We start from the raw sequence: 24,245 nt of genomic DNA on the forward strand, positions 1-24,245 counted from the left end.
GTATTCTAGCGAATGATGACGTCCGTCTTTTCGAAGCGGGTGACGTCGATCAGGCCGACATCGGAAATGCGCAGTTCCGGGATCACCACCAGCGCCAGCAGCGAGTGCTGCATATAGGCGTTGTTGAGCGTGCAGCCGCAGGCGCGCATGCCTTCCACCAGCCGATTGGCCTTTTCCGCAACGACTTCCGCCCGCTCGTCCGACATCAGGCCGGCGACGGGAAGCTCGACCAGCGCAAGTTCCTTGCCGCCGGCAATCAGCACGATGCCGCCGCCGACTTCCTGAAGGCGATTGGCGGCCTGCGCCATGTCGGCCTTGTTGGTGCCGACGACGATCATGTGATGGCTGTCATGGGCGACCGTCGAGGCCATGGCGCAATCGGTATCGTAGCCGAAGCCGGAGACGAAGGCGTTCACCACGCCGCCCGTGCCGCGATGGCGTTCCACCAGCGCGATCTGGCAGACATCGCCCGGCCGGTCCATCGCGACCACGCCGTCCCTGACCGGCAGGCTGCGCTGCAAGGCCTTTGTCGGCGCCTGGTTCTCGACGACGCCGATCACCCGCACGTCCACCTGCGCGGCGCCGGCGGCGGCGATGTCGAAGTCCGCGGCGGTCAGCATCTTGCCGAGCTTGACCGTATTCTTCGCGCTGGCCGGGTAGTCGTAGGCCGGAATGTCGGCGACAAGCGCGCCGTCTTCCGCCAGCAGCCGCCCGCGGGCGAAAACCATCTCGACCGGAAGGGCGGCAAGGTCCGAGGTCACGATCAGGTCGGCGCGGCGACCGGGGGCAATCGAGCCCAGTTCGCGTTCGACGCCGAAATGCTGCGCCGTGTTGAGCGTCGCCATCTGGATCGCGGTGATCGGCCGCAAACCTTGTGCAATGGCGTGGCGCACCACCCGGTTCATGTGGCCGTCATTGACCAGCGTGCCGGAATGGCTGTCGTCCGTGCAGAGCACGAAGTTCCGCGGATCGACGCCGCGTTCGGTGATGGCCTTGACCTGCGCGGCCACATCGAACCAGGCGGAACCGAGGCGCAGCATGGCGCGCATGCCCTGGCGGACGCGCGCGATGGCGTCGTCCACGGTGGTTCCCTCGTGGTCGTCGGCCGGGCCGCCCGCCGCATAGGCATGGAAGGCCCGGCCGAGGTCCGGGGAGGCATAGTGACCGCCGACCGTCAGGCGGGCGTTCTGCGTCGCGGCGATTTCCGCAACCATTTTCGGGTCGTTTGCGGCAACGCCGGGGAAATTCATCATCTCGCCGAGGCCGATGATGTTCGGCCATGCGAGGGCCTCGCGCACGTCCTCGGCGTTCAGCGTTGCGCCGGCATTTTCCAGGCCCGGCGCGCTCGGAACGCAGCTCGGAACCTGTACGAAGATGTTGAGAGGCAGGCTCTGCGCCTCGTCGTTCATCAGCTTCACGCCCGCCATGCCGAGCACGTTGGCAATCTCGTGCGGGTCGATGAACATGGTGGTCGTGCCGTGCGGGGCGACCGCGCGGGCGAATTCCGTCACCGTCACGAGGCCGCTTTCCACATGCATATGCGCATCGCAAAGGCCGGGAACGAGGTAACGTCCGCCGGCATCCACGACCTTGGTCCCCTCGCCGATCGTATGGCCTGCATCGGGGCCGACATAGGCGAAGCGCCCGGCGGCAACCGCGATGTCGGTGTTCGGGACGATCTCGCCCGAATAGACGTTCACCCATCGGCCGTTGCGGATGACGAGGTCCGCGGGCTTGCGCCCCATTGCGACATCCACCAGAAGCGGCGCGGTTTCAGACCATGATTGCAGCATTTCCGCCTGTTCCTTCCTAACCCGGTTTATGCATGCGGCGGCACGTCATCGCGCCGCCGCAAATAATCATTGAACCTGCATCACCAGCATGGCGGCGAGCACCGCGACGAACCACATGACCGGCCGCACCTCCCTCGCCTTGCCGAGCACCAGCTTCATGACGACGAAGCCTATGATGGCGAGCGACAGGCCGAGCGTGATGGAGAAGGTCAGCGGGATGAGCACGATGGCGAGGAAGGCCGGAATGGCATCCTCCATGTCGCCCCAGTTGATCCGCCCCATCGGCTCGGACATGAAGAGGCCGGTCAGGATGAGGACCGGGGCCGTGGCGATTGCCGGTACCAGCGACAGCAGTGGCGACAGGAACAGGAACGGCAGGAAGCAGAGCCCCGCGATGAAGGCGACGAGGCCGGTGCGCCCGCCCTGCGCGATGCCCGCACCCGATTCCAGGTAGACGGTCGCCGGGCTCGTGCCCAGCGGCGCGGAGATGAGGGCCGCGACGGCATCGACATGCATCGATTCCTTCACGTTGCGCGGCATGCCGTTCTCGTCCTTCAGGTTGGCTGCTTCCGCAAGGCCGAGGAAGGTCGAGAGCGCTTCCACGAAATTGGTGAAGAGGAAGACGAAGACGAAGGGCACATAGGCGATCTGCAGCGCGCCGATCAGGTCGATCCGGCCGACGAAGCTGAAGTCCGGGGCCGCGAGAAGCCCGCTCCAGTTGACGAGCGTGTGCACGTCGGGTGTGCCGGCAAAGGCGCTGCCGTCGCCCCACCAGCGGCCGATCGGGATCGCCAGCACGGTGGTGACGATCATGCCCGCCATCATGGCGCCCGGCACCCGGCGGATCACCAGCGCGGCGGTAATGATGAAGCCGGCGATGAAAGTGAGCGTGACGGGCGTGAACTGGGTGAGCGCGACGATGGTGTCGGGGCTCGCCACGATGAACTTGGCGTTCTCGAAGCCGATCAGCGCGATGAAGAGGCCGATGCCGCAGGCAATGCCGTAGCGCAGGTCCTTCGGGATCGCGTCGATGACGGCCGTGCGAAGGTTCAGCATGGCAAGGATGGTGAAGAGCACGCCCGCCCAGAAGACGCAGCCGAGCGCGATCTCCAGCGGCACGTTGGCGCCCATCACCATCGTATAGGCAAAGAGCGCGTTGATGCCCATGCCGGGCGCGACCAGAATGGGGCTGCGCGCGTAAAGACCCATCGCGCAGCTGCCGACGAGGCTGACGAGCACCGTCGCCGTCACGCCCGCCGAAAAGGGAATGCCGGCGTTCTGCAGGATCGCCGGATTGACCACGATGACATAGGACGCCGCCAGGAACGTGGTCAGGGCGGCGATGATTTCCGTGCGGATCGTCGATCCGCCCCGGGTAACTTCAAACAGGCGGTCGATGGTGCCGGCGAGCCGGGACTGTGACCGGCTCGCGGGATCTTCCGCGACTTTCGATTGATAGTTCATGTCGTTCCTCCCCTATTGAACACCATCGATGCCGCCTTGACGGTTCTCCTACTCCGCCGCAAGCGTTTTCGCAGCAGCGGACCCGTCCGGATCGAGCGGCGAAATGATCTGCAGATTGACGCAATCGACGACGCCGAGATCGGTGATGGCATAGTCGGGGATCGCGGTGATCTGCAGCACGAACATGTACATGAACGGCCAGGGCAGATCGCAGCCGAGGCCGCGCGCCGCATCGTCGAGCCGTATTTCCAGCGCCGCCATCTCCGCAGGATCGATATCGGAGACGATGCCGCCGATGGGCAGGTGCAGGAATTCCACGACCTTGCCCTTGTCGACCACCACCTGGCCGCCATTGTTGGCGATGAGGTGGTTGATGGCGATCGCCATGTCTTCCGGATCGGCGCCGATGCAGATGATGTTGTTGTCGTCGGGCGCCGTGGAGCTGGCGATGGCGCCGGATTTCAGGTTGAAGCCCGAGACGAAGGCGACGGGGCGGTTCTGCGTCTTGCCGTAACGCTCGACGACCGTCACGTACTGCACGTTCTGGCTGACATCGGCGAGGACCTTGCCGTCGACGACCGGCAGGGTGACGTCGCGCCGCGTGCGCACGAAAATCTTCTCCGGCGTCAGCGCGATGGCAAGCACCTTGGCGGAAGACGACGTGCCATCGAAAGGCACGGCGATGTCGGCGGCGGTGACGGGCTTCGCCTTGACCGATTGCAGCAGGCCGGCGCTGCGCTTCGGCGGAACGAGTTCGATCGCCATCCGCCCGTCGCGGGCGGCGAGCTTGCCGTTCGCCACCACGGCCTCGATCTGGAAGTCGCGCAGGTCGTTGACGATCAGGATGTCCGCCGTGCGGCCCGGCGAGATCGAGCCGACCTTGTGGTCGATGCGCAGCGCTTCGGCGCCGTTGATCGTCGCCATCTGAATGGCAGCCATCGGCGAGATGCCCATGGCGATGGCCATGCGGACCATGTTGTCGAGATGGCCGCGCGACAGGATATCGCTCGCCACCACGTCGTCGGTGCAGAAGCTGATGCGGCGCAGCGCCTTCACGCCCATCTCCGTGACGATGCGCAGATTGTCGGAGAGGAAGTGGGAAATGGAGGATTCGCGCACGACGACATGCATGCCGGCGCGCAGCTTTTCCAGCATCTCTTCGGGCGTGTAGCTCTCGTGGTCGGCCCGGACGCCCGACTGCATGTAGCCGTTGAGGCGTGCGCCGCGGGTCATCGGGCAGCAGCCCAGCACCGGCAGGCGGCTTGCCGCGCCGATCTCGATGGCCTGCAGGACGTCCTCGTCCTCCTCCTGGATGAACTCGCGCACCGTTTCCCAGATGCCGACGCATTCCGGCCAGTGATGGGTGTCGCGGTGGTCCTTCGGGCTGAAGTAATGGCCGACGGTGGAGCGCGGCATGGTGTAGGGCGTCTTGCAAGGCGCGCCCCAGAACACCTTGAGCGGCGTCTCCTTGACCTCGTCGAGGAATTCGCGCGCCGCATCCGGCCCGCCGACGACGATGATCTGGTCGAGGCCCGTCACGATCGACGTGGTGCCGAGCGGCACGACGGCCTTGGCGAAGCTGGTGAGCGAGAGCTTCGAGCATTCGACATGGAGGTGGCCGTCGATCATGCCCGGGGCAAGGTACTTGCCGGTCGCGTCGATGACCTCGGTCTGCGGCCCGATATATTCGCTGATGTCGCCGACGGCGATGATGCGGTCGCGGTAGATCGCGATATCCGCCTGGTAGATTTCCTCGGACACGACGTTGACCAGCCGGCCGCCCCGCACGGCAACGGTTGCCTTGGATTCCCCGCCGGATGCGGCGCGAATGAATTCTCGAATGTCGGACATGCAGACCTCCCTGTTTCGGCCCGACTATTTCAGCCTCGCACCGTTTGAACAACTGGCCGAATTCAGGCTATTATCGAACGTATCGTCCAATTTCTTGAACGAAAGGCAGGCGGGAGAATGGACTTCTCGGTGATGGAATGCTTCGTGAAGGTGGCGGATGCCCGCTCGATTTCGGCCGCCTCGCGGTTGCACCGCCTGCCGAAATCGACCCTCAGCCACCGCATACGCCAGCTCGAGGACGAATTCGGCGTCGAACTCTTCGTGCGCGAGGGGCATCAACTGCATCTGACGGATGCGGGCTCGGAACTGCTTCGCCATGCGCGAAAAATCCAGGCGAGCTGCGACGATGCCGCGACCGCGATGGCCGAGATGCATCAGGAGGTTGCCGGGACCCTGCGCGTCGGCTCGACCGGCGAATTCGGCACCACCATCACGTCCGAACTGCTTTATGCCTTCCAGAAGACCTATCCGCAGGTCATTCTCGACGTGGTCTTCCTGTCGGCCCGCCAGCCCTTCACCGACGTGTCCGACATGGCGCTCGACGGCATCTTCCATTGGGGCGAGCCGTCCGATGTCGATTATGTCAGCCGCCGGCTGGCGACCGCCTCCTACGGGCTCTATGCCAGCCCGGACTATCTGGCGCAGCACGGCCATCCGGCCACGACGGACGATCTCGCCGGACACCGGAGTCTTCTCTTCCGCAACACAACACGGCTACAGCCCTGGTATCTCTCCCGCCAGGGCGTCGAGGAAACCGAGATTCTCGTGCCTTCCAGCTTGATTGCCAACGACTACTGGACCCTGAAATATTTCGCCGTCGCCGGACAGGGCATCACCTATCTGCCGGGCTTCTTCGTGGAAACCGAATGCCAGAGCGACCTGTTGTTGCCGGTCCTGCCCGAATGGCGCTCGCGGGAGACGGCGATCAACCTCATCTATTCCCGCCGCCGCCACGTCTCGCGCCGCTTCAAGGCCTTCGTGACCTTCTGCATGGAGTTCTACCGCCGCCGCGAGCGCGACCAGATCCCGCGCTACTTCGTCGAGAAGATCATGCGCGGTCAGAATGAAAAATAAAAAATTCCGCATAAAACAGTATGTTGTAATGCCAATAGTCAAGAAGGATGCAAACATCCTTATGCACCTGTCAGCGATAGGCGAGTGCTCATACGCACATCCCATCGTCGCAACGAAGTCGGCAGCATGCGGACCGTCTGGGGCTTCAATGACAACCGCTTGCGCGCCTGTGTGCTAGAAAGCTTCTCTCAGGCCGAACGCTAAGCGTTTGACTCCAGACTCGCAGGCCGACGCTGCTGCTTTGTTTCTGCGCACTCTTCGTTCGACTGGCGTTACCGGAAGAGCGCATGGAGGTCCCTGCTCATCGAATATGGGACCCGGATGCGCTCCCCGGAAACGTCAGCTCCAAATGCACGTCTAATGCACGGCAGTTTTTGCACGAAGAAGACGGTTTACAGCGGACAAAACGTCTCCTTCCACCGGATTCAGGTTCTCCTTGAAATAGTTATATGAGATGACGAAACCCGGCTGCATGAATTACTTTTCTGCCGGATTACCCATAGACTAATCACAACTTTTGATAACAGATAGTCGTAAAAAAGGATTAGCCCGTTAATCTATATTGATCATTCCGAAAGAAGATAATGCTGCTTCCGTCCTGTTTTTTACGCGAAGCTTCTTGTATATGCTTCGTACATGCGCCTTGATGGTGTTTTCCGAGAGCTTCAGATTGTGAGCGATAAGCTTATTTTGCGTGCCCTTGCACAGAAGATCCAGTATCTCGACCTCGCGCACCGTCAGATGCGCTTCATGCATCGCCGGAAGCGGGGAGGCTGAAGGAGAAACCGGCATGCCTGCCTTTTCCGGAGATTTCAGCCGACGCAGCAACGTGGAGGGAAAGTGCTCTCCGCCCTTTATGAGCAGCTCCACCCCGGTCAGAAACACGTCCAGGCGCACATCGAGCGGCAAAATGCCATCGATGTGCCTGTCTTCGGCCAAGAGGCCCACAATGGGATCCAGCGCGACGGAATCCCCAATCAGAATGCCGATGGAAATCGATGCGGTTTCCGCCTCCATATCCGTCAGAATCCGGGCAATATCGGTTGCATCCTTGCCATGAAACAGCATGAGGTCCATGCGCGCCCGATGCGTCCGCAGCAGATTTTCCGCCTCCCGATCGACCAAGATTTCATGATCGGAAAAGCGGCGTTTCAGCGCCTCCGACAAGCACTCGATCAGAAAATCCGGCTCCGCCACTATAACGATCAGACGCCGTTCGCTGCCCTCGCGCCGCTGTCGCGGCTGCCCCGGTCTCACAGCTTCACCCACAGCCCTTCCCCACCAACGCAATACAGATGAGAAGCAAATGGCAGGAATTTCTTTCTCGCCTGCCAGCTTTTTAATTCTTCGATGATACAGTATTAATCAATTTTTCGTCAAATAATCACTTCGGGCGATGCCCACGGCAAAAATCTTATCGTTCGCTCGGCGTAAATATATCGGAAAACGGGTCTTTCGGCCGTAAATGCAATCAAAACAATATTAGCGCGACGGGGAATTCCCCAAATAGTTGCGAAGCGAGCTAAAACATCTGCGCTACCGCCTCTACGACCGATGGGAAAAACGGCCCTCTGCGGCACTGCCTGGCAGGTAGGAAGGCCCGGCATTCGCGCATGAGCGCGGCCTGTGTCTGCCTATCGAGCCTGCCATCGAACTGTCGAACCCTAATCCCTTTTTCACGAAGCCGGGCTTTCACGATGTAGATGAACAGGTTGCCGTTCGTCTTGGGCAACGCGCTGACGATTTGCCGCTTTTCCGGCTGGGTCAGGGCGTTGAAGCGTGTATTGAGTTTTGCAAAAGCGGAATGCCTGGCTGTTGCCGCGTCGATGAGGAAGCCCTCGATGTCCTTCTCCGGTTCGGACAGCATATCCTGCGATGCCAGCAAAATCGTCTTCGCCTTGGCGATGTCCTTGCGGACCAGCAAGGTTCGACCGTCCCGCTTGCCGTCCCGATAGGCGGCAATCAGGTCGAGCGTCGCGGCAGCATCGCGATCTGCCATGGCCTGACGAAGGACGCTCATTGCGGACTTGCTGCTCTGTTGGCGACCCCGGCCGTAGAACAGGGCCTCGGCAAGAACCGAAGGCGCGCCGGCGATCCTCGCCTCCATCGCATCGCGCAACCGGGCAAAACCCGCCGATGCGGCTCGGGCAGAGGGGCGCGAAGCCTGGAAGCGGCCAAGGGCCAGCACGGCACCGCGGTTCCCCGTCTCGACGGCGGCACGATAATGCGCTTCCGCCTCCTTGAAATTGCGACGGCCGAAGCGTCCGTCGGCATAGCCTTGCGCGAGGCGCAGCCTGGCCGAAACGCTGCCATCAGCGGCAGCCGCACGGTAATATTTAAGCGCCAGCGCCGGATCGAGCGGCGCAGCCTCGATCCGGCCGAACATATCTCCAAGCGCCAGCAGAGCATCGGCACTTCCGAGCGCCTTCAACGCGGCCTGTGCCTTGGTGAGGTTGCGCGGTGTTCCCTGACCCGCCGCCATCATTTGCGCCAGACGGATCTGTGCCTCTTCGCTACCCCGCCCGGCGGCCTCACGGTAGTGCGTTAGGGCCAGAGCGGGATCGGCTTTCACCGCCATGCCGTCCGCATAGAGATTGCCGAGTTGCACATGGGCATCGACCGAGCCGAGTGCGCTTGCCCGACCCAGCGCCGAAAGCGCGAGGGTGGTCTGCAGGGGAATGCGACCGGAAAGGCCAACACCGGCGAGTTCCTCGAGAACAGCAGGATTGTCGGCCTTGGCAAGCGTCCGAAGGGCGGCAAGACCAGCCTGCGGATCGCGCTGCGTGCCCTCGCCCCGGATCGTCATTTCGGCGACACGAAGGCGCGCCTGAAGATTGCCGGCCTCTGCGGCGGCGCGATAGGAGGCGAAAGCCTCCTCCGGCTTCTGCGGCCTGTAGCTGTCTCCGAGCCGCAGCAGTGCCGTAGTGCTTCCATCGGCCGCTGCCTGCTGATAGTGGCTGCGGGCGCTCGCGATATCGACCGGCACTCCCTCGCCCTTCGCGTAGATGTCTCCAAGCGCAAGGGACGCGTCGGCAGTGCCCTGTCCTGCCAGGGCCGAAAGTTCGGCAAGCCCCGCTTTCACATCCTGCGCGACGCCTTGTCCGGCCACTTTCATTTCTGCCTGCCGCACCTTTGCCGCAGCATTGCCGAGCGTTGCGGCCCGCGCATAGGCGGCAAAGGCCTGGGTTTCATTGCCGGGGCCCAGAGCCCCCTGCGTATAAAGATCGCCGAGAGACATCGCGGCGCGGGCATCGCCTCCGGAACCTGCCAGCGCCATCAGTGCGGCCTTTGCCGCGTCCTCGTCGCGAACGACCCCCTGGCCTCGCGCCGTCATTTCCGCAAGACGGATTTTTGCAGTCGCATTGCCGTCCTGCGCCGCTTCCCGATAGTAGCCTGCCGCCTTGGGATAATCGACCGGCACAAGGCGGCCGTCGGAGTAGAAATCGCCCAGCCGCGAAAGCGCGGTCGCACTGCCTCCCGTTGCGGCCTGCCGATAATAGCGTCGGGCGAGTTCGGGATCGATGCCAAGCCCTTCTCCCTTTGCGTAGACGTCCGCCAGCGTCAACGCGGCATCCGTTCTTCCCTGCGCCGCCAGCGCTTCCAGTTCGACACGCGCAGCGTTCGCGTCCTGGGATACGCCTTGCCCGAGCGCTTTCATTTCGGCCTGCCGCACCTTTGCCGCCCCCTCGCCGAGCACTGCCGCGCGGCCATAGGCGGCAAACGCCATTTCCGGATCGGGCGAGCCGAAGGCACCTTCGATGTAGAGATCACCGAGCATCATGGCGGCATGGGCATCGCCTCCCGCTCCAGCCAGCTCGTCCAACGCGGCCTTCCCGGCATCCGCATCGCGCGCTGCCCCCTGCCCCCGTACCGTCATCTCGGCAAGTCGGATTTTAGCGGCAGGATTGCCCTTATCCGCGGCCGCACGGTAATATTCCACCGCATGTGCATAATCGGTCGGCACGAGCCTGCCGTCAGAATAGAGGTCTCCGAGCCGTACGAGGGCCGTCATGCTTCCGGTCGTCGCGGCCTGCCAGTAATAGGCCCGCGCCCGTTCCGGGTCTGCACTTCCCGCATCTCCCTTCGCATAGAAATCTGCCAGCGCCAGCGCCGCATCGCCCGAGCCTGCAGCGGAAAGTGTCTCCAACTCGCTCCGCCCCGCATCGACGTCCCTTGATACGCCCTGCCCGAGCATTCGCAACTCGGCCCGCCGCACCTTGCCCGCAATGTCGCCGAGGGATGCCGCGCGATCGTAATAGGCAAAGGCCATCTCCGGATTGGCACCCCCGAGCGCGCCTTCCGCGTAAAGGCCAGCGAGAGCCGTCGCAGCCGATGCGTTTTTCTCGATGCCTGCCAGTACATTGAGAGTGGCCTTTGCGGCGCCTGCGTCACGCGCGGTCCCCTGTCCGCGCGCCGTCATCTCGGCAAGCCGAATCTTCGCGGAAGCGTTTCCCGTCCGCGCGCCGTCGCGGTAATAGCCGATCGCCCGGCCATAGTCGGCCGGAACCAGGCGACCGTCGGAATAGAAGTCCCCAAGACGCGTGAGCGCCGTGGTGCTTCCTTCTTCGGCGGCCTGTCGGTAGCGGTCCAGCGCACGCGCCGGCTCGACAGGCGTTCCCTCACCCGCCGCATAAATGTCGCCCAACGCAAGAGAGGCACCGCTTTCGCCATCCGCAGCAAGAGCCTCCAACTCGGCGAAGGCGGCCGGGCCATCCCGGGCCATGCCCTGGCCGGCCGCTTTCATTTCTGCCAGCCGCACCTTCGCGGCCACATTGTCCTGATCCGCCGCCCGACGATAGAAGCCCGCCGCCAGAGTGGGCTCGGAAGCATGTGCTTCCCCCAGCCGCACGAGCGCCGTCGTACTGCCCTGCCTTGCGGCGTCCTGATAATATTTCAGGGAGAGCGCCGGATCGGATGCGACAACCCGCCCGTCCCGATAATAATCGCCAAGCAGGAGGGAGGCGGTTGCCTCTCCTTCGGCCGACAACTCTCTCAACGCTTTCAGCGCGCTTTCGGCATCACGAACCATTCCGCGCCCACGCACCTGCATTTCCGCAAGCTGCACGCGGGCAACGGCGCTGCCCTGCTTGACGGCGCGACGGTAGTGGCCGATTGCCTTCGCATAATCCGCCGCCACCGCCAGACCGGACGAATAGAAATCGCCCAGTTGCAGCTCCGCATCGCGCGATCCGGAACGGGCGGCTTTTTCCAGGGCCGCGAGGGCGATGTCCGCCTGTACCGGCACCCGCCCGCTGAGGCAGAGTTCAGCGAGGGCATCGAGTGTGCGCAGGTCGCTGGTCGCCACCAAAGCGCGCAAGGCAGACAGCCCGGCTGCGAGATTGCGTTCGGTTCCCTCGCCGCGGATCGTCATTTCGGCGGCGCGCAACTGGCCTTCGGGATCGCCGTTGCGAGCCGCCGCCTGATAAGCGGCAAAGGCCTTCGCTTCGTCCCGCTCCACTATTTGCCCACGCCTGTAGAGATTGCCGAGCCCGACAAGGGCGCCATGCTCTCCATAGGCGGCGGCTCGTTCATAGAGCCGGCGCGCAAGGTCGCCATCCGGTTTTTCGTCTGTCGCGACCGGCTCGGGGCGAGGCTCGGAGACGGCGAGGATCGCATCCGGGCCTGCGCTGTCCAGCATGCGGTCGTAGTCGCCTAAAAGCTTCTCGACGCCGGCCGTATCGACCTGACGTGCGGCATAGAGATCCGCAAGCTGCAGCAGCGTGCGTCCAAGTGCCGGCTGGAAAGCCGGTTCGGCCGTTTCCGCCGCGAAGGCAAATCTCGCCACGGCCCAGAAAAGGGCGGCTGCAAGCCCCAAGCGCAGCCCCTTTCCCATCACGGCCTCCCCGAACGCTCATGCGGCCCATCCGGCAGGAGCGTGCGGCCCCAGGCCCGTATGCGCCGCGCCGCCCGCCAGCCGGTCGCGACAAGCCTGTCGGAAGGCGGTGAGACGGGGAGCTCGCCACCCTCGATCAGGTCGATCAGCCTTTCCGGTGTCAGATCGCTCGTCACGATGATGCGGGAGAGCGCAAAGAGATTTTCCGTACTGCTGCTCAGCGCATGACGTACGCGGCAAGCGGCAAGATAGCCGATTTCCTCCGCAAGCCGTCGTGTCACCGGCGCGGCGTAGCCGTGCGGATAGGCAAAGCTCTTCACTGCCCGGCCGAGCCCGTCCTCGAGGGCATGCTTGCTGTCCGCCATCTCGCGGCGCGCGCGGGCACGGCTTAACGTATCCAGTTCCGGGTGGCTGACCGTATGCGCCCCGATTTCGACGCCCGCCTCCTGAAGGTCACGGAGCACCCTCCAGTCCAGCATGGGCCGGGCGCCCTCGCCCAGCGGCGCAAGCCAGCGAGCGGTCGCCCCGACGAGACCGGAGACGACGAAGAGGGTCGCGGGAAAGCCGCGCGCCGTGAGAACAGGCATGGCGCCTTCGGCAAAATCCGCAAGGCCGTCATCGAAGGTGATGACACAACTCCGCTGCGGCAGGGAAAGACCGCCACGCCGTCTCATCGCGAGTTCCTGCACCGTCATCGGACGATAACCCCTCGCAGAGAGAGCCCGAAGCTGGCCGTCGAATTCGCGCGGGGTCACCAGCCAGCGGCGATAGGCCGGTGCGCAGTCCGTCGCGACGCTATGATAGACCAATATGGGAACCGGTCGCATGTCACGCCTTCCTCTCCACCGCCCGGCCGCTTGCAAGCGCCCGCAGATAACCCGGCACACCGGCAAGGATGCCGAGCCGCTCCATCCAGACGAGCCGGCGGGGATAATCGGGCGGCAGGCGGTTCGTCTTTTCCGAGGTCGGCCCGACCATATGGCGTAGCCCGGCAGGGAAGGCAGCCATCAATCGCAGCGCCCGGCGCGGTTCGTCCAGGACGATTTTCGTGAGATAGGCGCCCAGCCCCATGCCGTAGCAATAGGCCTGTCGGCGCATGCCCTCCTCGCCGCGGCGATGATAATGCCAGACGATACCCTGGGGCTGGTAGACAAGACGAAAACCGGCACTGACGACAGAGAAGAAGGCGGCAAGATCGTCGCCGCCGCGCGCCAGCGTACCTGCCCCGAGCGCATCGTCGAAACCGCCGATGGCCCGTAGCGCATTCGCGCGGAAACCCATGTTCGCACCCGAACCGAACTGGCCGGCGGTGAAGGGAAAGAGCACGCCGTCGGGCCGGTTTGCATCGAGATCGTAGACACGGCGCTGCAACCCTTTGCCGAAACCGCCGTGGCGCTCGGTCCAGAACTGTGCGCGGGTCTCCAGTTCGGCCGGCAGAATGAGGCCCGTCACGCAGCCGACCGCCTCGTCCTCCTCCATCGGCGCCGCCATGGCGGCCAACCAGTGCCGGTCGAGGACCACGTCATCGTCCGTGAAGAGCACGATATCCGCCGTGACATGCCGCATGCCGGCATTGTGGGCACGGCCAAGCCCTGCCACGGGCTCGAGCACGTAGCGGACCCGGTCGCTCCAGCGTGCCGCGAGCATCCGCGCGGTGGCGGCGGAAACTGGCGCATTGTCGACGACAATCACCTCGTCCGGCACCCGCGTCTGGTCGAAAAGCGACACGAGACACCGTTCGAGGCTCTCCGCGCGTTCGCGGGTCGCAATCACCACCGATACCCGCTCCCTCGGGCCTTGCGAGGGCTCCCCGGCGCTCGGCAAGGGATGCACGGAACCCATCGCCTCCAGCAGATCCGACGCTTCGATCACCGGCCCCGGATGTTCCATTTCGAGAATTGCGAGCGGCCGCACGCCGCAGCGCAAGAGGCAGAATATCCCGCCATAGGGGACGTTTCCCGGCCGCCTGAGGTCGATTGCCGGAAGCGGACGCTCAACATCGACGCTGACGATTTTTACCGGATGGAACATGTCGGCTTTCATATCCGTCCTCCCGCCGGGAAAAGACCGGCCAGGGAAAACCGCGCCGAAAGATAGCCGGCCGCCGTGAAACCCAGCCCTGCCACGATGCCGGCTGCCCGCAAGAGGCCGGACGGATCGCGCCGGATCACCGTATCGGCAAGGCCGCGTGCAAAGCCGCCCGGCAAGGTGCGGGTCACATAGGCGCCTTCCGCCGCAAGGCCGTCTCGCGCGCCGACACTCGCCGCCACCGCCCTCTTCGAGCGGCCCTCGGCAAGGCATCGCCGGCGAAAATAGCCCCAGCGAGCCCGAACGCCAGCCACCTGATGACGCACGATCGCCTCGGGATCGTAAAGGATCACACCATCGGGGAACGTCTGCCGTGCGCGGATGCTGAGTTCCGTCTCCTCGCAGCCGGCAGCATCCTGCCCGGTGCGGCCGATGCCTTCGCGAAATTCGCCAACGGCATCGAAAACCATCCGGCGGAAGGACATGTTACAGCCGATCGGGTTCCGGATGGGATGCAGCCCCTCGGGCAGCCCCCGGTAACTGCACCCCACGACCCATTGGAACTCTTCGGGGAACCAGCGGGGGCGCCCTTCTTCCCAGAGCGGGACGACCTTTCCGCCGACACCGAGCACCGCCGGATCGTCGTAATGGCGCTCCATGCGGCCGAGCCAATCGGGCTCCGCCAGGGCATCATCGTCGAGAAAGGCGACGAGCTCCTGCCCTGCCGCGGCCCGAATGCCGGTGTTGCGGGCGCCCGAAAGCCCCCGCGCCGCGGCATTGGCAATGACCTCGGCCGCCGGGAAGGCGGCCCGAGTTTCTTCCAGCAGCCTTTCATTGTGGTCGATGACCACAATCATCCGGTCCGGTCGTCGTGTCTGACTGAGGACGGAGCGGATGGCGCCGGCGAGCTGCACACGGCGCTCGTCGGCATAGGCGCAAATGACGACAGCGATCGAGCCCATGGCCGGTCATCCCGTCAGAGAAGACCGGTTCCTGAGAGGGACGGCCACCGGCGCAGGGCGGGCCAATCCCAGGCGGGCAATGGTCTTGAGCACCCGCCAGCCATCGGGGAAGGTGCGCAGATTGCTGACCCCGTGGACGCGCGGATATTCGCGGCTGGGCAGCTCGGCAACGGCCAGCCCCGCCTGAAGCGCGCGAATGTTCATGTGCGTCTCGATCTCGAAACCGGTGGCGCCTTCCACCCGCAGATGAGGCAACACGTCACGCCAGAAGGCGTTGTAGCCGTAGCAAAGATCGCTGAACCGGCCACCGAAGCGAAGGCGTACCAGTTGCAGGAGGCCCCAGTTGCCGATCCGGCGATACCATTCCATGTCGCGGGTGTCGCCCCCTTGCAGGAAGCGCGATCCCTTGACGAAATCCGCCCCCGCGAGAAGCGCGCCGACAAAGCCCGCCATTTCGGCGGGATCGGCCGAGCCATCGGCGTCGAGCGTGATGAGGATGTCTCCCCGTGCCGCTGCGAAGCCGGCGGCCAGCGCCGCGCCCTTGCCCAGGCGGGGTTGCTCGATCACGACGATGCCCGGCATCAGCCCGAGCGCCACATCGATGGTGCCGTCGGCGGAATTGCCGTCGACAAGAATGACTTCATCGACCCAGCCCGGGATGCGGGGAAGGACATGGGGGAGGTTTTTGGCCTCGTTGACGGTCGGCACGATAACGCTGACGCGAGGCACTGATATGGCGCCGAGCGGCTTTGCCGGGCGCACTGATCTTCTCAAAGCGGAATGGACCGGATCACTCATGGGACTCCAAGCTCCTATCCGAACCGGACAAAGAAAGGGCGCACCTTTCCATCGCCTAGCTCGACACTGGAAGTGAATGGTTTGAATTTTCCGCTGTATGACGCTTTTATTACAGAATTCACATATTGTAAACTATTCCTTTCTTGCGCATGAAAGGGGCGTATCTTCCGATGGGAAAGAGAGCCAGTATGGGTTCCCTTTCCGGATATCCGCGAGGTTCGCTTGCAGCCGAAACACCGCACCGCAAAGCGCCCGTCCGCCGATGAGCAGGTGAAGACGTGGATGAGCCTGATGGCAGAATGGGACGCGCTTTCCAGGGAGCTGGAAGCCGCGCGAACGGTCAAGATCGGCCGCGCCGAAGCGGCTGTTCTCGCCCGCATGCAGACGGTGAAGGAGCGGATCGATGCCTTTCTCGGAAGAGCCGCCCAAGAACGCCGCCCCGTAAAGGGGCCCATCGTCATGGGAACGTTCACCCCGTCCTCAGGAGAGGAAATCGACTAGCCGCGGAACGACGGTGACCGCGAATGTCAGAGCGCAGGCCCCTGCCACCCAGACCAGCGGCCGCAGGCGTTTACGGGAGACGCCGGCCTGCCCGGCCAGTTGCGTTGCGGCCAATGCGGCAAGGGCGGCAAGACCACTGACCAGCGCCGGCCATCCCGTATTCGCCAGCACCGAGAGATCGGGAGGCGCCTCGTGCACCCGGACATCCATGCCGAGCCCGCCACCGCCATCATCCTTGAGGTCGATCGAAAAATCCGACACGGTCTTCAACGCCGAAAGATTGAGACGCAGCTTTTCGAAAAGTGCCCGCTCATAGCGATCGCCGGGACGGAACGGCACGGCACGGCGAATATCCGCATCGTTCAGCCTGCGCAGCCCCCTGAAAACCACCTCGCCGAAGTGAAGTCGCGGTCCCGTATCCAGGTCGAGGACCGCAGCAGCCACTCCATCCGCGCCCCGTGTCCAGGTCAGTTCCCGCTGGCGAACCAAAGGAAAATCCTGTCGGCCAATCCGCTCGATGATGCGCCGGATGAGGGTTTCGGACGCTTCCGCCGTCGCCGCACGCCCGACGAAATCCCGCACCGTTTCCGCCAGATCGCTGACGATCTCGGGGCCGAAATCCGATCGGCGCACGCCCTTCAGTTCGATGGAGCCGACCGAATAGAGTCTTCCGGGAAGGGGCTTGAGGACGACCTGTCCGTCCTCATGTGCGGCGTTGATATCCGCGTCGAGATAGCCGAGATTCACCATGAGTATCCGCAGCCGCGCCATTTCGAGCCGCACGGCCTCGTCTTCCTCAGCGGGCGAGGCCACACTCTCGAGAACGGTCGGCAACTGAAAAGCGAGATGGAGCGCCGTGGCGACACCGGGCGCCGTTAGCCCCTCGGTTTCCAGCCGCGCGGATGCGCCTGCCGCCGGCAGGCTAGACACTGCCCAGAAAGTAACGGCCACCATCAAAGCTTTGGATTTCACGAAAGGATCGGACATTTCCGGCCTCCGGGACCAACTCACAGCCAGTAAAACATAAATTCAGAGAAATGCACCCCGGGAACGGGTTAGCCCATTTATTTTATTCTTGGTTCGTCTTATGATCGCGCCGCTCATCGTGCCTGACCCAACCAGATTGTTGGAGAAGTTGCATGATCCCCATCACAACAGTGCCGTGCTCAGGTTACACCGTCGAACCCGCTCCCATCTCGGACTCCAGCGAGCCGATCTGGCGGGATCTCTTCTGCCGCGACGGGACGGCTCTGCCGAGTCAATCGCCGGAATGGGCAAGAGCCGTAACGGACGCCGGCGGTTTCCGCACCCTTCCACAGTTCTTCAAGTTCGATGACGGCAGCCGGGCAGTGCTTCCGCTTTTCGTCAAGGGAGCAGGCCGGCTGCGCTACGCCTGGTCGCCGCCGCCCGCCTGGGGCTTCGGCGGGGTCCTGAGCGATGGAGAAATGACGCCAGCCAAGCTCTCAATCGTGCTGGAACAGCTGGAAACGCTGCCATCCCTCGGCTTCAAGATCAGACCCAATCCCCTGACTGCGGGACTCTGGGCCCAGGCGGCCCGGCCCGGCTGGAGCGCCATAGACCGTTGCGCCCATGTGATCGATCTGGCGGGCGGCTTTTTGGCCGTGCGGGGCCGTTTTCGTCCGAACGCGGGCACCTATATCCGCCGCGCCCAGAAAAGCGGCGTGGAAATCGAGGTGGGCAACCACGAGGGCCTTATCGACGAGTTCCATCGCCTGCTTCAACTGTCCCTGGTGCGCTGGGCGCGCAAGCAACACGAGCCGGCGGTGCTGGCGCGCATGCGCGGGCTACGCCGCGACCCGAAGGCAAAATTCATCACCATGGCCTCGCAAATGGGTGATCGTTTCCGCCTCTATGTCGCGCGGCTCAATGGGCGGGCCGTTGCCGCCATCCTCGTTCTCATGGGGCAGCAGGCCCATTATACCCGCGGAGCGGTGGACGAAGCGCTCGCCGGCGAAAGCAGGGCCGCCTATCTGCTTCAGGCAACCGCAATCGAAGATGCCTGCCGGTTCGGCTGCACCCATTATCACATGGGTGAAACCGGCAATTCCGCCTCGCTGGCCCAGTTCAAATCCCGGTTCGGCGCCGTTGCCGTTCCCTATTGCGAATATCGCTACGAAACACTTCCACTGGCCCGACTGGATGGCCTTGCCCGCCGGACCGTCAAGCGCATTCTGGGGTTCCGCGATGCACCCTGACCGAGTAGCTGCGTTTCTGGGATTTGCCATACCGCTCTTCTTTCTCTCGTACCCTACTTTCGCCGCCGATCCCGCTCCGCTTTCCGCGGACGGACAGTGGCGCCTGATCTTTCAGGACGAGTTCGAGGCGGAGACCCTCGACGGCGGAAAATGGACGACCTGCTATTGGTGGAACAAGGATGGCTGCACCAATCTCGGCAACAGGGAGTTGCAATGGTACAGGCCTGAAAACGTTTCGCTTTCCGATGGAAAGCTCCATCTTACGGCGCGACGTAAGAAGGCAACGGGTATCGAGGGCCGCAAGTTCAGATATACGTCCGGCATGGTAACGACGGGGCGCGACTATGCGGAATTGCCCCGTCCTTCTCGCATGCGCTTTCGCTACGGGCACGTCGAGGTTCGGGCCAAGGCGCCGGCGGGAAAGGGCTTCTGGTCCGCGATCTGGCTGCTTCCGGAAACGCGTGAATCCCGGCCGGAGATCGACCTCATGGAGGTGCTCGGCGATTCCGGCACCTCGCTGCGGATGCACTATCACTACACCGACGACAAAGGGAAGGAACAGGACCCCGGCAAAACGGCCACCGTGGCAAACCTCACGCGGGACTGGCACGTCTACGGCCTGACCTGGGACAAGGACAAGCTCGTCTGGTACCTCGACGGCCAAGAGGTATGGCGCTGGACCGACGCGGCTTCGATCGCCAGCGAGGACATGTATCTGCTGCTCAATCTCGCCGTGGGCGGCGAGTGGCCCGGCCCGCCGGGCAAGCGGACGAAATTCCCCTCCAGCTACCTCATCGACTACGTCCGCATCTGGCAACGGAGCGAGAAATGATGACCGTTGCCACTTTCCGCCGCCTTGCGAGCTACCCGCCGCTGCTGCAGGCTCTCGTCGCCTCCCCGCTCCTGCGCAATGGCTATGCACTCGTTGCCAGCGCCGGGCTGACCTCGCTGCTGGGCCTCGTCTTCTGGGGGCTCGCCGCCCGGCTTTATACGCCGGAGCAGGTCGGTATCGGGGCGGCCATGATTTCCACCATGCTGACGCTCGGCAATATTTCCCAGCTCAACCTCGGCAATCTCCTGAACCGCTATCTGCCCGCCGCCGGCATGGGAGCGCGCAGGCTGGTGCAGGTGTCCTACGGGCTGGCCGCGGTAGCGGCCGGCCTGCTGTCAGGACTGGCCGTCGTGGTCGTCCCGAATTTCGTTCCGGAACTTGCCTTCCTCCACGATCAGCCGCTGGCCGGGGCCGGATTCGTGATCGCCACCATCGTCTGGACGCTCTTCGCGCTCCAGGACAGCGTATTGGCAGGACTGCGCCGGGCTACCATAGCCCCGATCGAAAATGCCCTGTTCTCGCTTGCGAAGCTTCTTCTTCTGGTGGTTTTTGCCGGCGTGGCGCTTCCCGGCTCGGGGCTCTATGCCGCCTGGGTCCTGCCGTTGCCCTTGCTGTTGCTGCTCGTCAACTGGCTGATCTTCTTCCGCTTCCTGCCTCGCCATCGCATGACCGGCGCCGAACGTCCGGACAGGCGCTCCCTCGCCCGTTATTTCGGCTGGGATTATGTCGGAACGCTCGCCTCCATGACCGCGATGGGCGTGGCGCCGCTGATCGTGCTGCACCATGGCGGCTCGAAAGAGCTCGCCGTCTATTACATCTCGTGGGAAATCGCTTACGGCGTCTATCTGATCAGCCGTTCCATGGGCATCTCGCTCCTTGCCGAAATCGCCTTCGACCGCACGAAATTCCACCTTCTCGCCATCAACGCACTGTTCTACACGCTGATGCCGCTGGCCGTCGCCGTCGCCGTCATCTTCCTCGGCGCACCGCTCCTGCTGCGCCTTCTCGGCACGCAATATGCCGGCGAGAGTTCACTCATGCTGCGGCTTCTCGTTCTCTCCTGTCTGCCCTGGAGCGTGGTGACGCTGATGCTCGCCCTGGCGCGCGCCAACGGCCGCACGCAGGTCGTCGCTGCTGCGCAGATCGTCACGCTGGCCGTTGTTCTGGGTGTCGGCACGCCTCTTGCAGCGACTTACGGCGCGGCGGGAATGGCAACCGCCTGGCTCGCTGCCCATTGCCTTACCCTGGCCGGCCTGCTGATCGATCTCTTCCGCCGCCTCGGCTCCTCCGGCCGCGTGGAGCTTGTGCTACGCCTGTTGTCCGCGCTGGCTCGGATGCGCGGCCATCTTCTGCCTGCGGCGCGGTCCGGGCCATCTCTCCTACCCGACATTACCCGATTCTGTGCAGAGGAGGGTATTGCCACTCCCGATCCCGGCAGCATCCGGGAATTTCGCCGCGAAAGCGATGTGCGGACCGCCGCTTTCCAAACGTCCACAGCCGAATGCTTCATCTTCAAGCAGGCGACATCGCTGGAAGGAGCGGCAGCCCTTTCCCGCCATATCGTGCAAAGCGAGGCCCTCGCCCAAAACGCGGGCATCGGACTTTCGACGAGCCGCATCGTCGCCAGCCGTTCGTCCTCGTCCTGCAGCCTCGTTGAACGCGCTTTTCCCGGCGAAGACGGACGGGTGACGCTGGCAACCCCGGCCCGGCATTTTCCAGCCCTCGCCCTTGCCATTCAGGCCATCGGCAAGATCCATCGAAGCACGGCGCGAATCCAGTACCTCGACGACGGCTGGATGAGCCGCTGGGTCGACGATGACATCGCACGGGTCGCGCCTTCCCGTTCTCTCCTCGTGGATCGTGCCGGCGGGCTTTCGGGCTTTCGGGATGCACAGCACAGGTTCTGGGCGGGTCGGCCTATGCCGCTCGGGCTTGGCCACGGGGATTTCGCACCCGGAAACCTGCTTTTCCTCGTCGGGCCGGGTGAGGCCGAGGTAAAGCTCAGCGCCATCATAGACTGGGAGGCGGCCTGCCCTGACGCCCCTCCGGGGCTGGATGAGATATTCCTGCTTCTGACGGCGCGGGCGCAGCGGAGCGGGGAGGAATTCGGGTTTGCCGTGCGAGGCTTGCTGTCGGAACCTCGCCTGTCGTCCGAAGAACAGAATACAATGGAAAGCTCCCGCAGCGCGCTGGACAACGCCTATGGCGCCTTCACCGATCCGAAGGTCATCCATGCCCTGTGCGGCCTCGCCTGGTGGCGGCACGTTGCGGCCAACCTCCAAAAGTCCCCGCGCTTTGCAGAAAATCCACTTTGGATGGCGGTCAATATCGACCTTGTCCTCTCCACGTTCATCAGGTCGCAAGGGGTGGAAAGATGAGCCAGGCAGCAGAGATGGACCTCCCGACAACCTCCGGAACGGTCGCGCCAGCCCGGCTCGGCACGATCATCCTTACCATCGTGCTCGCCGGGGCGCTCTTCCTGTGGACGCGCTCCCTTGGCATGAGCGACCCGGATCGGATGACCGATCTCGGGCTCGTTTCGATCGTTCCGTCTATCTTTCACCTCTCCATCGCCCTGCTCGCGGCAGGTTTTTCCTGGCTGATGATCCGGGGACGCACGAGCGGCCCGCTACCGCTTCTTTACCTCGCCGCTCTCATCCTCGTTCTCGCCGCAACGCCGCCGATCGTTTACGGCACGCTGCGCTATTCGTGGGCCTGGAAGCATCTCGGCATCGTGGATTACATCCAGCGTCACGGCAGCGTGGACCGCACTGCGTCGTTTCTTGCGGCCTATCACAACTGGCCCGGCCTCTTCGCGGTTACGGCCTGGATCGCCGACCGGTTCGGGGTGAGGGCCGTCGATCTGGCGCCCATCCTGCGCTTTACGCCCCCCGCCCTCGACCTCGCGATCTGTGCAGCTTATCTGCAACTGATACGCCGGTTGACGGATGACCCTCGCCTTCCCCTGACAGCCGCATGGCTCTTCATTACAGCCAACTGGATCGGCCAGGACTATTTTTCGCCACAGGGCTTTTCCTTCCTCTTCTACATCATTCTTCTCGGTCTGTTCCTCGGCCCCTTGCGCCGGACGGCTGCCCCTTCGCCGTCCGGCGGATTTTCCGGAGTGCTTGCCAGTGCCGTCGCCATGGTGCTCATCGTCGCCGTCGTCGTAACGCATCAGTTGACGCCCCTGCTGGTCATTCTTTCCATCGGCGTGCTGACGGTCGGCCGCCGGCTCTCGCCGGTCTATCTTTTCTTCGCGCTGATCGCCCAGCTGCTCTGGCTGCTCTGGGGCGCGGCCCCCTTCGTTATCGAGCGGATTCATGACGAGCTTGCCGCCATAGGCACGTTGTCGGAAGCGACCAGTAAAATGGCCAATGTCGGGACGGTCAGCGCCGAGCGGGGCCAGGCCATCATGATCGGCCGGGCGCTGACCGCCACCATCGCGCTCTTCGCCGTTGCCGGCGGCCTCCGCCGCCTATGGAACGGATTCTTCGATTATACCGCCGTCGCGCTGCTTCTTGCACCGGCGCCCCTCCTGCTGGTCGCCTATGGTGGAGAGGCGGTGTTCCGCGTCTATATGTTCGCGTCCCCGTTTCTCGCCTTCTTCGCGGCCGCGCTCTTCTTCCCGTCGCCCGCCGCCGGCAGGACGATCCTCAGCTTTCCACTGCTCTTCCTGCTCTGCCTGTTTTCGGCGACAGGCTTCCTTTTCGCCAACAATGGCAAGGACCGCGAGTATCGCTTCACCAAGGATGAAGTCGCGACGGCCAAATGGCTCTACACGATAGCCCCTCCGGGAACGCTGCTCGTCGAAGGCGCGCGAAGCTACCCCTCGCAATTCGCGAATTACGAGAATTTCACCTATCTGCCGATCTCCGAGGAAGATCACGCGGCAAGGCGGGAGATCGTCACCGACCCGGCCGGTGTGTTTTACCGCTGGATGACCGACCCGCGCTGGAACGACGCGTTCCTGATCCTGACCCGAAGCCAGAAGGCCTATCTGCAAGCGTCGGGCATGCCGCCGGGTGATTTCGACCGCATGGAGAATATCCTGCTGGCCTCGCCGCGCTTCCATCTCGTGCGCGCTTCCTCCAACGCAAGGATTTTCAGGCTGCAGGCCGACCGGCCGCGGGCGGGCGGTTATCTGCCCTCGCGGCGATAGGACATGACCGCCGCCGTCCTGTTGGTGACATGCAGCTTCCTGTAGATGCTGCGAATATGGGTTTTTACGGTATTTTCGGAGAGATGAAGCCGATGGGCTATCAGTTTGTTCTGCGTTCCCTTGCACAGTAGCTGGAGAATATCGGTCTCCCGGGCTGTCAGTTGGGAACAATCCATCGTGATTTCACTGCCCGTTGCCCGCTCCTCATGCTTGCACTCACGGCGATGCAGCAACGCCGACGGAAAATACTCTCCTCCCTTCAGAAGGAGATCCACGCTGGTCAGCAAAACACCAAGATGCATGTTCACCTGCAGAATACCGTCGATTTGACGCTCTCGCGCCATTCCCTCCAGCAAAGGATGGATCCCGGACGCATCATCCACGATGACGGCAACGGAAACCCGGAAGGCTGGGTGCCTCGCACGCTCGATTCGGGCGATTTCGACCGGGTCGCGACGATAGTACAAGATGAGGTTGGCACCCCCGTCCCCCGTATCCCGATGATCGTCGACAACCACTTCGCGATCCTGGAACCGCCGGCGAAGCGCTTCCGCCAGACATTCCACAAGGCAATCCGGCCGTGCGACAATGACGATCCGCCCCGGATCGTCGCTACGATCGGTCGGACATACGGGATCCAATAGCGCTGTTTCGGAAACGAACATGGTCACCTCCGCAGACCAAGACGTTTCAGATGGCGAATTATTCGCATTATCTAAAATTTTTTTTAC

General features: G+C 63.5%; 17 protein-coding genes. 6 read left to right on the forward strand and 11 right to left on the reverse strand.

Going from position 1 to position 24,245, the window contains the following annotated elements:
• Positions 1–5 precede the first annotated feature (5 nt).
• The 3 genes from ade to ShzoTeo12_RS22945 form a co-directional block, all read right to left on the reverse strand.
• Positions 6–1,793: an adenine deaminase gene (gene ade, locus ShzoTeo12_RS22935; RefSeq protein WP_318912604.1), complete on the reverse strand. Its 1,788-nt coding sequence runs from the start codon at positions 1,791–1,793 to the stop codon at positions 6–8.
• Positions 1,794–1,859: 66 nt separating this feature from the next.
• On the reverse strand, positions 1,860–3,257 hold the full coding sequence (locus tag ShzoTeo12_RS22940; RefSeq protein ID WP_318912605.1) for an NCS2 family permease: 1,398 nt from the start codon (positions 3,255–3,257) through the stop codon (positions 1,860–1,862).
• 48 nt (positions 3,258–3,305) lie between these two features.
• Positions 3,306–5,108, reverse strand: coding sequence for an adenine deaminase (locus tag ShzoTeo12_RS22945; protein ID WP_318912606.1), 1,803 nt, complete (start codon positions 5,106–5,108; stop codon positions 3,306–3,308).
• A gap of 117 nt (positions 5,109–5,225) precedes the next feature.
• On the opposite strand from ShzoTeo12_RS22945, the gene ShzoTeo12_RS22950 reads away from it, so the two are divergent.
• On the forward strand, positions 5,226–6,182 hold the full coding sequence (locus ShzoTeo12_RS22950; RefSeq protein WP_318912607.1) for a LysR family transcriptional regulator: 957 nt from the start codon (positions 5,226–5,228) through the stop codon (positions 6,180–6,182).
• 552 nt (positions 6,183–6,734) lie between these two features.
• Here ShzoTeo12_RS22950 and ShzoTeo12_RS22955 read toward each other — a convergent pair.
• From ShzoTeo12_RS22955 to ShzoTeo12_RS22980, 6 genes are all read right to left on the reverse strand, one after another.
• A complete protein-coding gene (locus tag ShzoTeo12_RS22955) occupies positions 6,735–7,451 on the reverse strand; it encodes a response regulator transcription factor (protein ID WP_318912608.1) in 717 nt (238 codons plus the stop codon).
• Between the two features lie 253 nt (positions 7,452–7,704).
• Entirely contained in the window at positions 7,705–12,015 is a 4,311-nt protein-coding gene (locus tag ShzoTeo12_RS22960; RefSeq protein ID WP_318912609.1) for a tetratricopeptide repeat protein, read from the reverse strand.
• The gene (locus tag ShzoTeo12_RS22965; RefSeq protein ID WP_318912610.1) at positions 12,015–12,842 is read right to left on the reverse strand and encodes a polysaccharide deacetylase family protein; all 828 of its coding nucleotides are present in this window, start codon (positions 12,840–12,842) and stop codon (positions 12,015–12,017) included. Before ShzoTeo12_RS22965 ends, ShzoTeo12_RS22960 begins: the two co-directional genes overlap by 1 nt.
• A 1-nt stretch (position 12,843) precedes the next feature.
• The gene (locus ShzoTeo12_RS22970; protein WP_318912611.1) at positions 12,844–14,058 is read right to left on the reverse strand and encodes a glycosyltransferase family 2 protein; all 1,215 of its coding nucleotides are present in this window, start codon (positions 14,056–14,058) and stop codon (positions 12,844–12,846) included.
• Positions 14,055–15,005, reverse strand: coding sequence for a glycosyltransferase family 2 protein (locus ShzoTeo12_RS22975; protein WP_318912612.1), 951 nt, complete (start codon positions 15,003–15,005; stop codon positions 14,055–14,057). The genes ShzoTeo12_RS22970 and ShzoTeo12_RS22975 overlap by 4 nt, the downstream gene beginning before the upstream one ends.
• A 6-nt stretch (positions 15,006–15,011) precedes the next feature.
• Positions 15,012–15,803 (reverse strand): glycosyltransferase family 2 protein, encoded by a 792-nt coding sequence (locus tag ShzoTeo12_RS22980; protein ID WP_119255654.1) that lies wholly within the window; start codon positions 15,801–15,803, stop codon positions 15,012–15,014.
• A gap of 291 nt (positions 15,804–16,094) precedes the next feature.
• Here ShzoTeo12_RS22980 and ShzoTeo12_RS22985 point away from each other — a divergent pair, with 291 nt between their 5' ends.
• Positions 16,095–16,304 (forward strand): hypothetical protein, encoded by a 210-nt coding sequence (locus ShzoTeo12_RS22985; protein ID WP_162911284.1) that lies wholly within the window; start codon positions 16,095–16,097, stop codon positions 16,302–16,304.
• On the opposite strand, the gene ShzoTeo12_RS22990 is transcribed toward ShzoTeo12_RS22985, so the two are convergent.
• Positions 16,284–17,291 carry a POTRA domain-containing protein gene (locus tag ShzoTeo12_RS22990; RefSeq protein WP_318912613.1) on the reverse strand — a complete coding sequence of 336 codons (1,008 nt, stop codon included), beginning with the start codon at positions 17,289–17,291 and terminating at the stop codon, positions 16,284–16,286. The two genes, ShzoTeo12_RS22985 and ShzoTeo12_RS22990, sit on opposite strands and share 21 nt — an antisense overlap.
• A 152-nt stretch (positions 17,292–17,443) precedes the next feature.
• On the opposite strand from ShzoTeo12_RS22990, the gene ShzoTeo12_RS22995 reads away from it, so the two are divergent.
• Genes ShzoTeo12_RS22995 through ShzoTeo12_RS23010 form a run of 4 tightly spaced genes read left to right on the forward strand, consistent with a single transcriptional unit; the run spans position 17,444 to position 23,514 of the window.
• Complete coding sequence (locus ShzoTeo12_RS22995) at positions 17,444–18,520, forward strand: GNAT family N-acetyltransferase (protein ID WP_318912614.1); 1,077 nt, start codon at positions 17,444–17,446, stop codon at positions 18,518–18,520.
• Positions 18,510–19,352, forward strand: a complete 843-nt coding sequence (locus ShzoTeo12_RS23000; protein ID WP_318912615.1) for a glycoside hydrolase family 16 protein — start codon at positions 18,510–18,512, stop codon at positions 19,350–19,352. Before ShzoTeo12_RS22995 ends, ShzoTeo12_RS23000 begins: the two co-directional genes overlap by 11 nt.
• Complete coding sequence (locus ShzoTeo12_RS23005; RefSeq protein ID WP_318912616.1) at positions 19,349–21,730, forward strand: phosphotransferase; 2,382 nt, start codon at positions 19,349–19,351, stop codon at positions 21,728–21,730. Before ShzoTeo12_RS23000 ends, ShzoTeo12_RS23005 begins: the two co-directional genes overlap by 4 nt.
• Positions 21,727–23,514 carry a hypothetical protein gene (locus ShzoTeo12_RS23010; protein WP_318912617.1) on the forward strand — a complete coding sequence of 596 codons (1,788 nt, stop codon included), beginning with the start codon at positions 21,727–21,729 and terminating at the stop codon, positions 23,512–23,514. The genes ShzoTeo12_RS23005 and ShzoTeo12_RS23010 overlap by 4 nt, the downstream gene beginning before the upstream one ends.
• On the opposite strand, the gene ShzoTeo12_RS23015 is transcribed toward ShzoTeo12_RS23010, so the two are convergent.
• On the reverse strand, positions 23,493–24,179 hold the full coding sequence (locus ShzoTeo12_RS23015; protein ID WP_318912618.1) for a response regulator transcription factor: 687 nt from the start codon (positions 24,177–24,179) through the stop codon (positions 23,493–23,495). The genes ShzoTeo12_RS23010 and ShzoTeo12_RS23015 overlap by 22 nt on opposite strands.
• Positions 24,180–24,245 lie beyond the last annotated feature (66 nt).

The sequence above is a fragment of the Shinella zoogloeoides genome, assembly GCF_033705735.1.
GTDB lineage: Bacteria > Pseudomonadota > Alphaproteobacteria > Rhizobiales > Rhizobiaceae > Shinella > Shinella zoogloeoides_A.

Excerpts from the sequence above, each read along its gene's own strand:
- ade (WP_318912604.1), bottom strand. The coding sequence starts at position 1,793 with ATGCTGCAATCATGGTCTGAAACCGCGCCGCTTCTGGTGGATGTCGCA.
- ShzoTeo12_RS22940 (WP_318912605.1), bottom strand. The coding sequence starts at position 3,257 with ATGAACTATCAATCGAAAGTCGCGGAAGATCCCGCGAGCCGGTCACAG.
- ShzoTeo12_RS22945 (WP_318912606.1), bottom strand. The coding sequence starts at position 5,108 with ATGTCCGACATTCGAGAATTCATTCGCGCCGCATCCGGCGGGGAATCC.
- ShzoTeo12_RS22950 (WP_318912607.1), top strand. The coding sequence starts at position 5,226 with ATGGACTTCTCGGTGATGGAATGCTTCGTGAAGGTGGCGGATGCCCGC.
- ShzoTeo12_RS22960 (WP_318912609.1), bottom strand. The coding sequence starts at position 12,015 with ATGGGAAAGGGGCTGCGCTTGGGGCTTGCAGCCGCCCTTTTCTGGGCC.
- ShzoTeo12_RS22965 (WP_318912610.1), bottom strand. The coding sequence starts at position 12,842 with ATGCGACCGGTTCCCATATTGGTCTATCATAGCGTCGCGACGGACTGC.
- ShzoTeo12_RS22970 (WP_318912611.1), bottom strand. The coding sequence starts at position 14,058 with ATGAAAGCCGACATGTTCCATCCGGTAAAAATCGTCAGCGTCGATGTT.
- ShzoTeo12_RS22975 (WP_318912612.1), bottom strand. The coding sequence starts at position 15,005 with ATGGGCTCGATCGCTGTCGTCATTTGCGCCTATGCCGACGAGCGCCGT.
- ShzoTeo12_RS22980 (WP_119255654.1), bottom strand. The coding sequence starts at position 15,803 with ATGAGTGATCCGGTCCATTCCGCTTTGAGAAGATCAGTGCGCCCGGCA.
- ShzoTeo12_RS22985 (WP_162911284.1), top strand. The coding sequence starts at position 16,095 with ATGGCAGAATGGGACGCGCTTTCCAGGGAGCTGGAAGCCGCGCGAACG.
- ShzoTeo12_RS22990 (WP_318912613.1), bottom strand. The coding sequence starts at position 17,291 with ATGTCCGATCCTTTCGTGAAATCCAAAGCTTTGATGGTGGCCGTTACT.
- ShzoTeo12_RS22995 (WP_318912614.1), top strand. The coding sequence starts at position 17,444 with ATGATCCCCATCACAACAGTGCCGTGCTCAGGTTACACCGTCGAACCC.
- ShzoTeo12_RS23000 (WP_318912615.1), top strand. The coding sequence starts at position 18,510 with ATGCACCCTGACCGAGTAGCTGCGTTTCTGGGATTTGCCATACCGCTC.
- ShzoTeo12_RS23005 (WP_318912616.1), top strand. The coding sequence starts at position 19,349 with ATGATGACCGTTGCCACTTTCCGCCGCCTTGCGAGCTACCCGCCGCTG.
- ShzoTeo12_RS23010 (WP_318912617.1), top strand. The coding sequence starts at position 21,727 with ATGAGCCAGGCAGCAGAGATGGACCTCCCGACAACCTCCGGAACGGTC.
- ShzoTeo12_RS23015 (WP_318912618.1), bottom strand. The coding sequence starts at position 24,179 with ATGTTCGTTTCCGAAACAGCGCTATTGGATCCCGTATGTCCGACCGAT.